Origin of the sequence: Nitrospira sp., from assembly GCA_016715825.1 — a bacterium.
GTDB lineage: Bacteria > Nitrospirota > Nitrospiria > Nitrospirales > Nitrospiraceae > Nitrospira_D.
The window spans coordinates 71,762-86,602 of record JADJXO010000003.1; the positions used below are offsets into that span (position 1 = coordinate 71,762).

A 14,841-nucleotide genomic window follows, 5' to 3' on the forward strand; every position below is an offset into this window, starting at 1 on the left:
TCAACCGAGGGAGTTGCCCATTGCGGCCTTTTCCAGCCATCTGGTAGGATTTTCCCTTCCGTACCGCTTCTTGATGAAACCAACACTGGGGTGATCGTAGAACATGCTGCAAGACGCCGATGCCCTCCCTCAGCTTGTCGGAGACTATAAGCCGCTTGATCAGTGGCAGACTCACCTCAACCAGCTCTTCTACGGGCTGAGAGGGGATCGACTCCGATCCTACTACCAAACCTTTGCCTCGGCGGATTTCCGGCTGGCCCATGCGTTGGCGGCCGATTACTACGAAGGCGTGATGAAGCGAGAGCAGAATCGGAGTCGCCAGTCGTCATCCTCCGATCGTGTAACGATTTTGGAGCTCGGTCCCGGCAACGGTAACCTTGCCGCCTGTTTCCTCAGTCATCTCAAGACACTCGATGCACGGGGCCGCATCTACCCACGTCTGCGCTATGTCTTGATGGATTGGGAACAACCAATGCTGGACGGGGCTTTGGCTCACGCAGACCTGGTGCCCCATCGGGATCATGTGGACACCTTGTGTGGTTCTGTAGAGCATCTAGCAGGAGTGGCCGATGGGTCGGTCGATCGAATCATCTGTAACGAACTATGGAACGACCTACCGACGAAGTTGTTGGCGAAACACGGAGGTGAGGTTGAGGAAGAGTATATCCGTCCCAACCTCAGCGAAACACTGCACGCGACGATTCAGGACTGGTCGGCATTCGTTCGAGCATTCCAAGCCAAGGACTTCGATGCGCTCAAGACCTTTCCGCCGTTTCTCGACGAATTGGTGTGGGAGAAGGAGTACCGCAAGGTTGAGTGGAAGGATGTACCCTATCGGAAAACGATCGTGGAGTTTCTCCAACGCATCGACCAAGAGGTGTTGGTGCCGGTGAATATGGGAGCCTTTGCCACCCTCAAAGAGGCAAAGCGGCTTTTGGCTCCGGACGCCATCGGGTTCAGCGCCTTCGATGCAGGGACCAATGACCTCAAGGTCCTGAACGATCCGGAGAAGCCCTGTTACGGCCAGTTCGGCGGGCAATACAGTTTCATGATCAACTTCGCGCTCGTCGAAGCCGTGGCGAAGCATGTGGGCCTCACGGCGGCGACCATCGAGCCGCAACGAGAGTTCGTGGGGCGATCGCTGAATACGAACGCGATCACGCTCATGGAGCTCTTAGCCACCCATCCGTCCGCGGGACCGAAGCTGCAGCCGTGGGAGCAAGACCGTCTCGTGCTCAAGACCATCCGAACGTTGAACGAAACATTTGAGAGTCCTTATCACCGGCGGCTGGAATTTCCGCTCAGCACGAACATGCCGCCGGAAGAACATGAGACCTTGGGGGCCATCCTACGTTCATTGAAAGACGACGGCATTCCTGACACCGTCGCGTACGTGACCGAAGACGAACTCATCCGTGCGCAGAGAGATCTTGAAGGCCTCGGATACGAGATCGAGGCCATCAAGATGGCCTTGCAGGTTCCGCCCAGCCCGATCGAATATTGTCACTTTTCCTGTCGGTGATAAGGAGAACGCGGTGAGTTCTTTTGGTACTGGTCTTGCCGGGCTCGTCGGCGGTGTGGTGCTTATGATGGGTCTGTTTGCCTTTGCACAAAGGCGATGGGTTGCCGGATTAGCCTGGTTACTCGGAGGTATGGCGTTGATCGCCTTGTTGACGTTTCTGGACAAGCCTGGATCCAATTCGTTGAAACTCAGCAAGATATACGACACGTACGGCTGACGCACAGGGTCCACTGCTTCAAACGTAACGACCTATCTGAGACCGCCCCTCAACGTGAGGCAATGAACGGACCAGATGGCCATTTTACGGAAGATGCTACCCCGTCGGACTCAGCGGAGAGATCAGTAAGGAGCTTAAGGGGCTGGCCAGGAGAGGGGCGAGAATCAAGCCGAACTGGGGGAAGTGATCCTGCAACGAGAGGAACAAACCATGGTCCTTCAGCCATTGCTCCAGCCCAGGTTCAGCCGCTTCGCAAGGACGCTCCAAGAGTAGAGCCTCGGCTCGTTTCGCGAGGGCGAGAGCCGCAGGCAGGTAGGTCGCCACCAACATCAACGTAAACGTGACGCCCCAAAAAAGCGTGATGGCCAAGGCTGTGCCCAGCACGGCTTCCTGTCCGGCTTTGTCTGCCACCAGCGCTGCAGGCCATCGCAGCCAGGCGCCCATATGCAGGATTCCGGAAACAAGAATCGCCGAGACTGCGGTCAAGACCTCCTTGAGCCGCTTCATCTGTGATGCATAGAATTTGGGGTCGGGCTGGCCTGAGACCGGCGGCGCGAGGGTACTGCAAGCCGCCAGGAGTGCCACGACAGGGACAATCAAAGCTTGCACATTCACGGTGGACACCACCACCATGACATAGTGCAAGAGATGCTCGCTGATTCGCTGAGATCCGGCCCGACTCAGGTTGTCGTAGCTAAAACCGAAGACAGCCCGGTAGAGCGTATGGGATTCATCGAGCGCCCACATGAAAATCACACCACCTAGCGCAAAGACTATTCCAATGGCCGTGACGATAACCAGCCGTGTACCTCTGTGACATTGGTAAATGATCATTGCGCAGAGAAGAAACGCATAGAGTCCGGCCACCAGGACCAGAACAACGGTGGTGAGCCAGATATACCGAGATTTAGTCTCCACGAGAAATGGAGTAGCACTGAACGGCTGATCCGGATCCCCCGGGGTTGAGTGCATAAGCCAATTCGTGAGGGTATGAAAGTTGTCAACCGTGATGTTAGCGCTGAACTCGAAGAGGCCGATCGCGAGCAGCAGGATAAACACAGGGGGAATGATAAGAAGCAGGAAGCGATAGTCGGAGGCGGATGAGGCAGCCGTGGGTGTCATGACATCGAGACGTAACCGATGCAGATGGTCGCCGTGTCAACGAGGTGGCACATCCTAGCACAGTTTATTCTGTCTCTTTGCTGGAAAGTTAGGCCACCCGCATTCGTTCAAGTGATGCCGGGATACTGTTCCCACCGATGTCAGGAATGATGTGGAGCTCAAGTGCCGTGACCCCGGGAAGGTCGACATGGTGATCTTCTGTTTCGCGGGTCGACCCTTGGGGGCTGAAGTTCCACTGTTGACGGACGATATCTCGGAAGGTTTTCCCTCCATCGTGAGACCAGCGCAATGCATATTCTTGCGTCCGTTCGCTTTCAGACTCCACGAAGTTCAGCCAGATTCGACGAATTCGCTGTGGAGACGAAAAAAGCAGCCGGATCGTTTGCTCGCCCAGTCCGCCTGCTCGCCATCCTGACGATCGGTTGGGTAGCAGTGCGGCTTCAATGGGACGGGCGGGATCTTCTGAGGTGACTTCGACGTCTGCCAGATTGTCCAGATTCAACCAGTTAGAATCGTCGGAGACCACTTGCTTCTGAGTTGAATCGAGGATTCGTTTGCGCATCGATCGATCTCCTAAGGGTGAGAGGTGCTCGTGGTGCCACGAGTTATCGATCCTTGAGTCGGCCGAGCGTACTCTCGACTGATCGCTCGAGTTTATCCGCAGCTCCACCGACCGCCAGCTCGACGGTGGCAGCTTGATGCGTTACGGCGATGGGCTGGTGGCCGGCTAGCCTGGCTTCCAGCACACATCGGATGTCGTCCCCCTTGGTCTTATGGCTGTTGGTGTCGCTGAGATGCGCTTCGACTCGAGTAATCCGATCACGAAATCGCCCAACCGCTCCCTCGACACTGGTCTCAACAAGCGCGACGATCTCCTCGCGCCCATGGATATGATTATCGGTATTGACCTGAATCTGCATCGGACTCCCTCCCTCACATGAACTATTTCTTACATGGACCCTACTCGCCAGGCGCAAAAAAAGTCAATCGAGGAAAGGCTACAGAGGCCGAGCTATCAGTGAGGATGTGGGGTGCATCTAAGAAACTTGACTTTGGTATGGCAAGGCAATAGGATTCTGAAAAAATTGTTCCAAAAGGAAAACTAGGGTTCCGGCTTCCTCTTTCTGTCAGGGAGTGTCTGGTCCAAGAGTTTTCGGCCTCGCATAACGGGGCTCCACGGAGGGATAAAAACCCGGGAGATCATGTACTGAGGTACATGGCCTTTTGGGAATTTAACCTTCCTGCAGGAGGCTTTGTTATGCATCTCCATCGCATAGTTCTTGTCATGCCGGATCAACCTGACCTACGACCTAGGCAGAGAGGTCTGTCATGGTAAGTCACGAAAGTTCAGGTACGGTTCCTCCGGCCCCCGCTTCGCAACCTTCCGAGACGCTCCGCCGCAGCCTCAGCCTCTGGAACAGCCTAACCATCGGCTTCGCAACGGTCTCACCGGTGGCGGGACTCTATGCCATTATCGGTGTGCAGACGGTTGTGACGGGTGGCGGTTGGTTTCCGGCGCTGGCGCTCTGTCTAGTGATGCAGTTGTTAGTCGCCACGGTGTATGCGGAGTTGTCCTCGCAGATTCCGATCGCGGGAGGCGCATACAAATGGGCCAGGCAGCTCGGAGGGGCCACCACCGGCACGTACGCCGGGGCCATCTATGTCAGCTCCACGATTGCGATGCTGACCACGACCGCCTACACTGGCGGGGTCTGGCTGGCGATATTCTTCGGATCTACAAGCGGGACGGGAGTGACGCTGGTCATTTGCGGCGCGCTGTTTCTGCTGGTCTGCACCGTCCTCAATCTCGTCCACGTCTCGGTCTTTAAGTTCCTCATCTCCTTGGGGGTCTATGCAGAAATCGTCGGCTCGTTCGGCGTTGCGCTGTTGCTGTTCTTCTTTTTTCGGCAGCATGATTTTTCTGAACTGTTGGCCCATCTAGGGACAGGCACCGCACCCAGTCAAACAGCGGCGTTTCTCGCGGCGCTCGCTATTTCCGGGTGGGCGTTCATCGGCTTCGATGCCTGCTCAACCATCGCCGAGGAAACGCACGATCCGAAGCGGATGGTGCCGCGTGCGATCTTTTTCTCGCTCTGCATGGTGGGAAGCGTCGTGCTCTTCAACTCCGCCGCGCTGACCTTGAGCTTTAACCGCGAAACCCTGCAGCAGACGAGTGCCGCCTCCGATCCTGTCACACCGGTGATCGTCGCCAATTTTGGCGCCTGGGCAGAGACTCCGTTTCTGGCCATCGTCATGATCGCGTTCTTGGCTTGCGGGTCATCTATGGTCCAGTACACCTCCCGGATCGTGTTCTCCATGGCGCGGGAAGGTAGTATGCCGGTAGTCCTCAGTCGAGTGACCGCTGCCGGCGCACCGCGGAATGCCGTACTGTTCACAGTGCTGCTGGCCACGCTTGGCCTGCTCTTTGGCCTCAATGATGAAGCAGTCGCGACGGTCCTGGCATTCGGGACGGGCGGCTTGTACGCCATGTTTGCGATGACCACGGGGGTTGGGCTCTACACCAGGCTCACAGGTCGCTGGGACCCCTCGTTAGGTCAACTGAAACTCGGCTCGTGGGGACTCCTGATCAATATGGCAGCGTTTCTCTGGTCGGCATTTGAGTTTGTCAATATTGCGTGGCCACGTCCCTATGCCACGTCGCCCAATGCGCCCTGGTGGCAACTCTGGGCTGTCCCGCTGGTATTAGGTAGCATACTCACGGTGACGACGCTGTATGTCCTCGTCGGCAGGCACGAGGCATCAGCCCATCCGAGAAAGGCCGAGCCACAGAAAGAATGACGGAAGGAGTGTACGAAGACTTGCACTGTAAGGAACGTTTCACAGAGAGTCAGAATCCATCTATCCCGTAGAAAGGAGTGCTCATGGCAAAGAAGAGAACATACCAAGGCAAGGTTCCTCTACATGACAAGTACGGGCCGGAGGCGAAATTTGCCGTCGAAGCGGAGGCGCTGCTGCCGACGACGAAATATGAAGAGGAAGTGGCCCGAGGTCTTGAATTAGGCCTGCCTGGTGCCGATTCCATCAAAGATCGCCGCATTCCCACCTTTAGTCGCGGAGAGCTCCCGCATTTCGCGGGCATCAATACCTTCACCAAAGCGCCGTATGTCGAAGACGTCCGCAAATGTGGGGAATACGATGTCGCCATTCTCGGAGCGCCGTTCGACGGCGGAACCACCTATCGGGCGGGTACCCGGTTCGGCCCGCAGGGCATCCGCAAGATTTCGGCCTTATATGGGACGTACAGTTTCGAGCTGGGCGTGGATCTCCGGGAGTCCATTTCCATGTGCGATCTTGGTGACGTCTTTACGATTCCTGGCAACATCGAAAAGACGTTCGATCAAGTCAGCAAAGGGGTCGGCCATGTCTACGCGAGCGGGGCCTTTCCCGTGGTATTGGGTGGAGACCATTCGCTTGGCTTTGCCACCGTGCGGGGCGTGGCTCAGAACATGAACGGCAAGAAACTCGGCATCCTGCACTTCGACCGGCATGTGGATACGCAGGAGACGGATCTCGATGAACGTATGCACACCACGCCGTGGTTCCATGCGACCAATATCCCCAACGTGCCGGCCAAGAATCTTGTTCAGATCGGCATCGGCGGCTGGCAAGCGCCCAGACCCGGCGTGAAGTCCGGCCGTGAACGCCAAACCACGATCATGACCGTGACCGACTGCGTGGAAATGGGCATCGAGAATGCCGCGAAGCAAGCGCTCGAAGTGGCATTTGATGGGGTGGATGCGGTGTGGCTGAGCTTCGACGTGGATTGCTTGGATGCGGCCTTTGTGCCAGGCACCGGCTGGCCTGAGCCGGGCGGCTTTCTTCCGCGTGAAGTGCTGAAGTTTCTCCAGATCATCGCGGACACGAAGCCGCTGGCCGGGATGGAAATCGTCGAGTGTTCACCACCCTACGACGCGGCGGAGATTACCAGCCTCATGGCCACTCGGGTGATCTGCGATGTCTTGGCATGCCAAGTACGATCCGGGAACCTGGCCAACCGAAAACAGCGCTGAAATGCACTGATCTCACGATGACGAAGGAGCCGTTGACGGGCTTGCATGCATGCAAGCTCGTCAACGGCTTTTCAACGCGCAGCTATAAGTATCTGACCTAAACTTTAGAAAATCTTTTCTTGGCGGGCGTGGAGCTACGAATACGACTCATTCCAAAGGTTATTCACAAACTCGTGGATGGGAAGGATCGTTACCTCGCCAACTTTTCGTCGCCGGGCTTCCAGACTGACGCAAAGATAGCGTTTGAGTTTCCGCTCCTCTGCCAGTGCCTTCAATGATTTGAGATCGTTGGAGGTGAGTTCTTCGGCCAATCGCTTCGGACGCTGGCTGAGTGTCAGATAGATGGATGTATCCAAGAGGTCATACAGGCGGGTGCCTCGGAAGGTCTGGGCGATCAAGAAGCTCTTCCCGGTCTGTCGGGGCCCTAAGAGGAAATACGACTTCTTCACCAGGAGACTTGTTAAATGCAGTGATCGATCGCCGGTGTCGAACTCATGGAGTATGGCAACAAGTGACGACTCTATCGTCAAATAGCATGCCAATGACGACAGAGGCGACATCTGTCTGCATGCGGGCGAGAGCACTGCACTCGCTGATCGGCAACTGACGATGAGATGGACCTTCTCCTGCGAGCCGCTTCGAACAAGACCAGTAATCGGGGCGCCGGTTGTGGCAACTGTAAGAAATGACGGTTCTCCTGGGAATGCTCACAATGCGGTCTGAGCCACTGCTCGTTTGACTCACACCAAATCAGTTTCTATACTTACACTTCACCTGGAGGGGATCACCGATGAAAATCCTGATAGGCCTGTTCGTCCTCGCGGTCTTGCTGATCGGAACCCTGCTCTCGCTTCCCTTCCTGGTCGACCTGAATAAGTATCAAGACCAATACAAACCGCTCATCGAAGAAGCCCTCAATCGCAAGGTCCAACTACAAGACATTCGTTTGACAGTTTGGCCGAGAATCGGCGCGACTGTGGCAGGCTTCGCGGTAATGGACGATCCATCATTTGACTCAGGTCCCTTCGCATCACTCTCCTCCTTGGATGTGGGCGTGAAACTGATGCCGCTGTTGAGCGGTCAGGTTGAGGTGGAGGAAGTGACTCTCCGTAATCCGGTCATTACGGTGATTAAGAATAAGAACGGTGTTCTGAATGCTTCGACGATCGGCCGTAAGGGTGTCGCGGTTCCCGAGGCTCCCTCGAAAGCGCCAATTCCTTCCGCCGAAGGCCCGCTGAAAATTCTCGCCCTCTTGGCCGTGGATCGAGTGTCAATCGACGGCGGGAAACTGACCTACCGAGATCAATCGGTGGCCAAGATGACCGAATATGTATTACAGGATTTGGAGGTGCTTCTTCGCGATGTTCGTCTTGGGCAGACGCCCAACGTACATGTCGCGTCGCTTGTTCAGCCTTTTAACATGCCAGTCAAACTCGACGGGACCTTCGGTCCACTCAAGGACACGATGGATGTCGAGGCGATCAACTTCCAGCTGTCCGTCGGGAAGACGGACTTTGCCATTACTGGGGAAGCAGTCGACCATAGTGCGACGGTCAACGTCAGCTCGCCGCTCATCAACACCGCGAATCTTCCAATTGCCCTCCCGTTCAAGAAACCGGTCGAGATCAAGAATCTTCAGATTTCGGCAGAAGTCAAAGGGCAGGAGGCCAAGCTCAATACCCTTTCGTTTGGGCTATTTGATGGCCAGGTAAAGGGGAACGGCAAGTTGGTCGCAGGATCCGATGCGCCTCCATTTAACGGCGGCGTGACAATACAAGGACTCCAGCTCGGTCCGGCTCTCAGCACGGTTGCCGACACGCCGGTTTCTGTCAGCGGAGCAGCCGGTGCGAACCTATCGGTGGAGGGGCGTGGCTTCTCGATGCCTGACTTGACCAAAGCGTTGCAGGGAACGGGTCACTTGGCCGTAAAGGATGGGAAGATTCAAGGCGTGAATATACTCCAAGAGGTGGTCTCCGCTCTCAACGTGGCAGGTATTTCGGTCGATGACCCCAAAGCCACGGTTTTCTCCACGATCGAGACGGACCTCGCCATCAAGCAAGGTCTCATCAAGTTGCAAAATCTCTTGATGGACAGTCATGACTTTCAGGCCACGGGCGGCGGCACCATCGGATTCGACCAACAACTGAATTTGCTCGTCAACCTGAATCTCTCGCAGGAGGTGAGCCAAAAGCTCTCCGGTGCGTCACCCGTCGTCAAGATCGCAATGAAAGACGGTCGACTCAGTCTCCCGCTGACCATCACCGGTACCGCACAGGCTCCGTCCTACGGGGTCGATGTCAAAGGCCTGACCGGAAAAGTTCAGGAGCAGGTCAAGAAGAAGGTGGAAGAAACCGTCGGAGGTCTGCTCAAAGGCACGACGAGACCGGAAGATCTCAAACGGGAAGGGCAAGAGTTGCTCAAAGGATTGTTCGGCCGGTAGGAGACGGTTAAGAAAATCGGCGAGCACCGTTCACTCTGAGGAGATCGAAATATCCCGATCCTCCATCATTCCGAGTCTATGACATTGAACCATCCTCAACTCGTTACGATAGGCAGCTGGTAAACGGTCAGAGCCTGACGGAACAACCCTTCCCCCAACTCCCCCTTGGGGCTAACGGGAACAGACCCCATAGATTTGGTCTTGTTGCCTCTCTGTGCCGGTGCTAGGATTAGCATCCTTACAACGATTCCTCCAAGGGAAGCAGGCGCCGGGTCAGCGTCCCGGAATGGCTGTGAACTAAGAGGCTAGTCCAGGTAGAGCTGGTCCAGCGCGACCCTTTAAGAATATGAGGTGAAGCTATGACTCCATCAATCTATACCGGTCAGCCCAGGAAGGCTCAAGGAGACCCCACGGTACATCCTACTCGAGAAGTGGAGGTGGCGTCTGCCGATGATCCTTCGGCGAGCGGAAATCTGGATAAAATTCGGGACATTCTCTTCGGCGCACAGGCTCGGGAACATGATCGCCGGTTTGCACAACTTGAACAGCACCTGCTTCGTGAAGCCACGGATCTTCGTAATGATCTGAAACGTCGTTTTGACAGCCTTGAAATCTACATCAAGAAAGAGGTTGATGCCCTGGCGGACAGACTCACAAAGGAGCAGGAGATTCGAGGCGCGTCGGTCACGAAGCTCGCGCAGGACCTCACGCAGTTGGCCACGGCTCTGCACGACAAAGCTCGTGAACTGGAAAGTCAGTCCACCCAATCACAACACCATGTCCTGCAACAATTGACCGAACGCTCCGCAGAGCTGGCGAATGACGTTCGTGCACGCCATGCCGAAACCACCTCGGCGCTCAATCAAGCCGTGCACGATCTTCGGTCTGAAAAGACCGATCGTTCCATGCTCGCAGCCATTCTGATGGAAGCCGGGAAACGACTAGTCAATGATGAGGCGAATGCGGGGCGCTCATGAGCCGGGTCTACCAGCGTCACTCGGATCCACACCCGCTATGTTGCGTCCAGCGATCGACATCATCTGACGGGTCCGAGTCCAGTTTCGACTGACGTACGGATGCGTACAGCAATGTCTCGAGATTACGGCAAACCAAGCAGCGAATCCTCCCGCCCCCATAGGGATGCGTCCGTTCATGAAGACTGGACGGAGCTCCGCACCTTACTACTGGCTCCCGAACACACCCAGCTCGACGAACTCCGGGATCGACTGGACAACCATATTATTGAACCTGGTGATGTCAGCAGAGTGCTCCCCGAAGCGTTTGCCATTCGAGGGGAAGGCGACCAACAGTTGTCGACGGTCTTGACCCCCTATGTCGAAAGCGGTTTCGTGACGGCGATTCGGAAATCGCCGAGAACGATTGTGGATGCGATTGCTCCGATCATGGGACCGGCGATCCGACAGGCCATCGCCCGCGCGCTGCAGAGCATGACACAGTCTTTCAATCATACCCTGGACGAGAGTCTATCTGTTCGTGGCATGCGGTGGCGATTGGAAGCCTGGCGGACGGGGAAGCCTTTTGCGGAAGTCGTACTGCTCCATCGGCTCCGGTATCGCGTTGAACAAGTCTTTCTGATCCATCGGGAGACAGGCCTCCTGTTACATCATGTGGCGAGCGATGGGGCCGTCGTGCAGGATCAACACGTCGTGTCGGGCATGTTGACCGCCATTCAAAACTATGTGAGGGATTCGTTCGGTGCCGCTCCAGATCAGGCGCTGGACCAGTTTCAGGTGGGCGAGTGGACAGTGTGGGTCGAACAGGGGGCACACTCCTATTTAGCCGGTGTCATTCGCGGAACACCACCTGCCGACCTACGAGAACGGTTCCGTGACGTGCTCGACCATATTCATGCGCACCATGCCGATGCCTTGGCGCATTTTACCGGGGATGCAGCCCCATTCAAGACGACACAGGTCGACTTAGAGCATTGTTTAGAAGCCCACTATGAGCGGCCACCGAAACAAGGGGCTCTCAAAGGGTGGATTCTGATCGGCCTCATCGTCCTGGGCGTCGTCTGGTGGGGATGGATGGCATATCAGGCGCAAAGTAGATGGTCGCATCTTCTCGATCGGTTACGCGAGGAGCCTGGCATCGTGATCACACAGGCAAGGTCGATGTGGGGTGAGTATCATATTGAGGGATTGCGTGACCCGTTGGCAAAATCTCCCACAGCGCTGGTGGTCGAAGCCGGCTTCAATCCCGCCACCGTGAAAATGGAGTGGGCTCCGTTTTATGCATTAGATGCCTCGCTCGTGGTGGCCAGGGCGCAATCGATCTTGCGGGCACCGGAGAGCGTGAAGTTCCACATCGAGGGTGGCCTCTTGGTTGCCACCGGCGCTGCCTCGCCCGACTGGGCCAGAGAGGCTAGACGGTTGGCGGTGCTCGTTCCTGGAATCTCACAGTACCAAGACGACGGCCTCATGACGGCCTCCATCCCGGCTCTCCTGGACCGAATCAATCGCACAGTGATTCACTTTCCGTCCGGTTCATCGACCGTGGAAGGGGCCGAACGTGATGCACTGGGCACGGTGTCAGCGATTTTACGAGAATTGGATCAGCTGGTGTCGCAGTCGGGCCAACGGGTGGATCTCGAGGTCTTAGGGTGGACCGATGCGACCGGTTCTCCGGCGAGGAATCTTCAACTGAGCCAGGAACGAGCAAGGGCTGTGGTCGCGGTGCTGAGTGAGAAACGGCTCGATAGGTCCGACACCATGGTGATTGGCACCGTTGGGCCGCAGGACCAGCGTGGCTCGACCCAGGAAATCGGTAATCGGCGGATTGCGACTCTGCGGGCTACGCTGACCGCTCAGGGGCAGGACTCCCAGACGGCTGATCCATGATCCAGAAAAAAATCTGTATGTTGGGCGGATTCGCCGTGGGGAAAACCAGCCTCGTGCGACGGTTTGTGAGTAATGTGTTTTCGGATCAGTATCGGACCACGATTGGCGTCACCGTGGAAAAGAAGTGTGTCACAGTGGACGGCCGAGGAGTCATGTTGGTGTTGTGGGATCTCTATGGAGAAGATGAGTTCCAGCATGTGCGCGACTCGTACCTTCGCGGATCATCAGGGTATATCGTAGTGATGGATGGCACCCGAAAGGACACGTTGGAAACGGCCCTTGCCCTCCAGCAGACCGCGGCGACCACGGTGGGACCGGTCCCATTTGTCTCGATTATTAATAAGGCGGATGTGCGATCCGAGTGGGAAATCGACGAGCATGTGATTGAACAACTCCGAGACCGGAATTGGACCGTTCTCTTTGGAAGCGCCAAGCTTGGGCAAGGTGTCGACGAGCTGTTTCTAAACCTCGCCACCCAGATGGTGCAGAGATCTCCCCTTCCCAACACACACCCATGAGTTTACCGCCGCTCCATCCCGTTCCCTCCGAGAACCCACTCCTCGATCGTGTGCTGTCGAGTCTCGATATCGCGGTCTTTGAGCGGAACGGGATGACAGGAGAGTTTTCCCTTCAAGGGCGTGCACCTGAATGGTGGCATGCGCGCTGCGGTCCCGAACCACGCCCGGTGTTGGACCTTGACCTCTGGTCACCATTCTTGAAGGACTACCTCATTGCAGATGATCCGGCCCGGAACGCAGAAGCCACTACGGTGGAGAAGTCGGGGCCATGGACGGAGACGGATGGCCAGGGCCGCACGATGACGTTTGAGGCCACGGTATTGTCCATAGAAGCTCGTACGATCTTACTCATTGAATGTTTAGGGACCGGGTTTGAGCAGATGCGAGCCATTGTGCAACGAGCCCGAGAACGTGTGCTTGCCGAAACCATTGCTTCAAAGGCTCAGCGCAAAACGGAGACACGTCTGATTCATCAGCTCGAAGCCAGCGAACGCACGAAAGACGACGCATTGGCTCTGCTTCAACACCTCGGGCTCGCAGCGCTTGTTCTCGATGAACGTGGCCGTATCACCTTTGCCAGCGATCGCGGACTTGAATTGCTCGGCGTCGCGGCCGAGGAGGCGCTCGGGCGTGAGTGGGAAACGGTATTTCCGATTAACGAACAGGACCGTGTGATGCTCCGCCAGCTGATCGAAGCTCCAACGAACGGCCGGATCGTCGGACCATTGTGTCTGAGGAAGCCCAATCCCTCTTGGGTTGAACTGGGTATTCATCACGATCCCCGACACCCCGATCGGAGAATCCTGGTGGTGACCGACCGCACGGAGCTCCATGCGCTCCGGCGTGTGCTCAAGGAGCAGTCCTCGTTTCATGATCTTGTGGGGAAGAGCCCTGCGATGCTTCGCGTGTACCAACTGGTCCGAGATGTGGCCTCGGTTGACACCACGGTGCTGATCGAAGGTGAAACGGGGACCGGAAAAGAATTGATTGCACGCGCCATCCATTCAGTCAGCGAAAGACGGAACAAACCGTTCATTGCCGCCAACTGTGCCGGCTTGACCGATTCACTCCTCACGAGTCAACTCTTCGGCCACAAGCGAGGGGCCTTTACCGGGGCTGTCAATGACCAACAGGGATTATTCGAAGCCGCGGACGGCGGAACCTTGTTCCTCGATGAAATCGGCGATATCCCGCCGCCGGTTCAAACAGCGCTTCTGCGGGTGCTGCAGGAGAAGGAAATTACCCGCCTGGGAGAAGCCAGACCACGCAAGGTGAATGTGCGTGTGGTGGCGGCCACGCACCATAATTTAAGCGAAGACGTCGTTCGTGGCTCATTTCGTGCCGATCTTCTGTATCGGATCCGTGTCGCCAGAATACACCTTCCCCCGCTCAGAGAACGCCGAGAAGATATCCCGTTGCTCGCACAATCCTTCCTGGCGACCATTTGTACGGCCGCCGCGAAGACCGTCGACTTCCTGAAACCGGACGCGCTCCATCGGCTGATGAGCTATGTCTGGCCAGGAAACGTACGTGAGCTGCGGAGTGCGATTGAATTCGCCGTCATCAGCTGCAAGGGGAGGGAAGTGTCTGCCGACGATCTTCCTCCGGAAATTGTGGGAGCCTCAGCCGTTCTGGATCCTTCCGCTTCGGTCCCGCTTCCTGAGCACGATGAGAAAGCCCGATTGCTAGCCGCGCTCGCGGATGCCAAAGGCAATCGAACAGAGGCGGCCAGACGCCTGGGAGTCAGCAGGGCCACGTTCTATCGACGCCTCATCGAACTCCATATCCAGCCTCGTTAGCAGAATTTCTAGAATCTGTTTTCTCCCCTGCCGTTAATCGGTTTCGAAGGCGGTGTGCCGATCTGATATTCAGCGATCCCGCTTCACCACCACACTGCATTCTCGGACGCCGTACCTGTCTCAGGGCAGCCGGTGCCTGTCTCATGAGACAGGCACCTGTTTCAGGATGAGACAATTTGAATGAGCCTCATCACGAGCAGGTGAGAAAGAACGTCTTCATTATTAAGGGAATCAGAATTCCAGATGAAACGGCATGAAGTTTGAAATCATAACAGTCACGTTGAGACGGTTGAGGTAATCGGGCAAGAGCGTGAATCATTCTTCGGCAACA

General features: G+C 56.4%; 13 protein-coding genes. 9 read left to right on the top strand and 4 right to left on the bottom strand.

The genetic code is table 11. The features are described from left to right. Positions 1-103 precede the first annotated feature (103 nt). Together IPM58_09965 and IPM58_09970 are read left to right on the top strand one after the other, a co-directional pair. Positions 104-1,522 carry a class I SAM-dependent methyltransferase gene (locus IPM58_09965; GenBank protein MBK9307389.1) on the top strand — a complete coding sequence of 473 codons (1,419 nt, stop codon included), beginning with the start codon at positions 104-106 and terminating at the stop codon, positions 1,520-1,522. A 13-nt stretch (positions 1,523-1,535) separates the two neighbouring features. After that, entirely contained in the window at positions 1,536-1,739 is a 204-nt protein-coding gene (locus IPM58_09970) for a hypothetical protein (protein ID MBK9307390.1), read from the top strand. A 96-nt stretch (positions 1,740-1,835) separates the two neighbouring features. Here the strand turns inward: IPM58_09970 and IPM58_09975 are convergent, their stop codons facing one another. The 3 genes from IPM58_09975 to IPM58_09985 all read right to left on the bottom strand — a co-directional run bounded on the left by IPM58_09975 (position 1,836) and on the right by IPM58_09985 (position 3,781). After that, positions 1,836-2,861 (bottom strand): hypothetical protein, encoded by a 1,026-nt coding sequence (locus IPM58_09975; protein MBK9307391.1) that lies wholly within the window; start codon positions 2,859-2,861, stop codon positions 1,836-1,838. An 88-nt stretch (positions 2,862-2,949) separates the two neighbouring features. After that, entirely contained in the window at positions 2,950-3,423 is a 474-nt protein-coding gene (locus IPM58_09980) for a carbohydrate-binding protein (GenBank protein MBK9307392.1), read from the bottom strand. A 43-nt stretch (positions 3,424-3,466) separates the two neighbouring features. Then, positions 3,467-3,781, bottom strand: a complete 315-nt coding sequence (locus tag IPM58_09985) for an HPF/RaiA family ribosome-associated protein (protein ID MBK9307393.1) — start codon at positions 3,779-3,781, stop codon at positions 3,467-3,469. A 409-nt stretch (positions 3,782-4,190) separates the two neighbouring features. Here IPM58_09985 and IPM58_09990 point away from each other — a divergent pair, with 409 nt between their 5' ends. Together IPM58_09990 and IPM58_09995 are read left to right on the top strand one after the other, a co-directional pair. Then, positions 4,191-5,660, top strand: a complete 1,470-nt coding sequence (locus IPM58_09990; protein MBK9307394.1) for an amino acid permease — start codon at positions 4,191-4,193, stop codon at positions 5,658-5,660. 83 nt (positions 5,661-5,743) lie between these two features. Continuing rightward, positions 5,744-6,892 (top strand): agmatinase family protein, encoded by a 1,149-nt coding sequence (locus IPM58_09995; protein MBK9307395.1) that lies wholly within the window; start codon positions 5,744-5,746, stop codon positions 6,890-6,892. A gap of 134 nt (positions 6,893-7,026) precedes the next feature. Here IPM58_09995 and IPM58_10000 read toward each other — a convergent pair whose 3' ends face one another. Beyond that, positions 7,027-7,452: a hypothetical protein gene (locus IPM58_10000; GenBank protein ID MBK9307396.1), complete on the bottom strand. Its 426-nt coding sequence runs from the start codon at positions 7,450-7,452 to the stop codon at positions 7,027-7,029. Between the two features lie 230 nt (positions 7,453-7,682). Between IPM58_10000 and IPM58_10005 the strand changes: the two genes are divergently transcribed. From IPM58_10005 to IPM58_10025, 5 genes are all read left to right on the top strand, one after another. Beyond that, positions 7,683-9,332, top strand: a complete 1,650-nt coding sequence (locus IPM58_10005; protein ID MBK9307397.1) for an AsmA family protein — start codon at positions 7,683-7,685, stop codon at positions 9,330-9,332. A 359-nt stretch (positions 9,333-9,691) separates the two neighbouring features. Continuing rightward, entirely contained in the window at positions 9,692-10,309 is a 618-nt protein-coding gene (locus IPM58_10010; GenBank protein ID MBK9307398.1) for a hypothetical protein, read from the top strand. Positions 10,310-10,420: 111 nt separating this feature from the next. Continuing rightward, the gene (locus tag IPM58_10015; protein ID MBK9307399.1) at positions 10,421-12,193 is read left to right on the top strand and encodes an OmpA family protein; all 1,773 of its coding nucleotides are present in this window, start codon (positions 10,421-10,423) and stop codon (positions 12,191-12,193) included. Continuing rightward, a complete protein-coding gene (locus IPM58_10020; GenBank protein ID MBK9307400.1) occupies positions 12,190-12,711 on the top strand; it encodes a GTP-binding protein in 522 nt (173 codons plus the stop codon). Before IPM58_10015 ends, IPM58_10020 begins: the two co-directional genes overlap by 4 nt. Continuing rightward, positions 12,708-14,510 carry a sigma 54-interacting transcriptional regulator gene (locus tag IPM58_10025; protein ID MBK9307401.1) on the top strand — a complete coding sequence of 601 codons (1,803 nt, stop codon included), beginning with the start codon at positions 12,708-12,710 and terminating at the stop codon, positions 14,508-14,510. Before IPM58_10020 ends, IPM58_10025 begins: the two co-directional genes overlap by 4 nt. Positions 14,511-14,841: the final 331 nt, after the last annotated feature.

Bases quoted from the DNA above. Each gene is read 5' to 3' on its own strand.
- IPM58_09965 (MBK9307389.1), top strand. From the start codon at position 104: ATGCTGCAAGACGCCGATGCCCTCCCTCAGCTTGTCGGAGACTATAAG.
- IPM58_09975 (MBK9307391.1), bottom strand. From the start codon at position 2,861: ATGACACCCACGGCTGCCTCATCCGCCTCCGACTATCGCTTCCTGCTT.
- IPM58_09980 (MBK9307392.1), bottom strand. From the start codon at position 3,423: ATGCGCAAACGAATCCTCGATTCAACTCAGAAGCAAGTGGTCTCCGAC.
- IPM58_09985 (MBK9307393.1), bottom strand. From the start codon at position 3,781: ATGCAGATTCAGGTCAATACCGATAATCATATCCATGGGCGCGAGGAG.
- IPM58_09990 (MBK9307394.1), top strand. From the start codon at position 4,191: ATGGTAAGTCACGAAAGTTCAGGTACGGTTCCTCCGGCCCCCGCTTCG.
- IPM58_09995 (MBK9307395.1), top strand. From the start codon at position 5,744: ATGGCAAAGAAGAGAACATACCAAGGCAAGGTTCCTCTACATGACAAG.
- IPM58_10000 (MBK9307396.1), bottom strand. From the start codon at position 7,452: ATGTCGCCTCTGTCGTCATTGGCATGCTATTTGACGATAGAGTCGTCA.
- IPM58_10005 (MBK9307397.1), top strand. From the start codon at position 7,683: ATGAAAATCCTGATAGGCCTGTTCGTCCTCGCGGTCTTGCTGATCGGA.
- IPM58_10010 (MBK9307398.1), top strand. From the start codon at position 9,692: ATGACTCCATCAATCTATACCGGTCAGCCCAGGAAGGCTCAAGGAGAC.
- IPM58_10015 (MBK9307399.1), top strand. From the start codon at position 10,421: ATGTCTCGAGATTACGGCAAACCAAGCAGCGAATCCTCCCGCCCCCAT.
- IPM58_10020 (MBK9307400.1), top strand. From the start codon at position 12,190: ATGATCCAGAAAAAAATCTGTATGTTGGGCGGATTCGCCGTGGGGAAA.
- IPM58_10025 (MBK9307401.1), top strand. From the start codon at position 12,708: ATGAGTTTACCGCCGCTCCATCCCGTTCCCTCCGAGAACCCACTCCTC.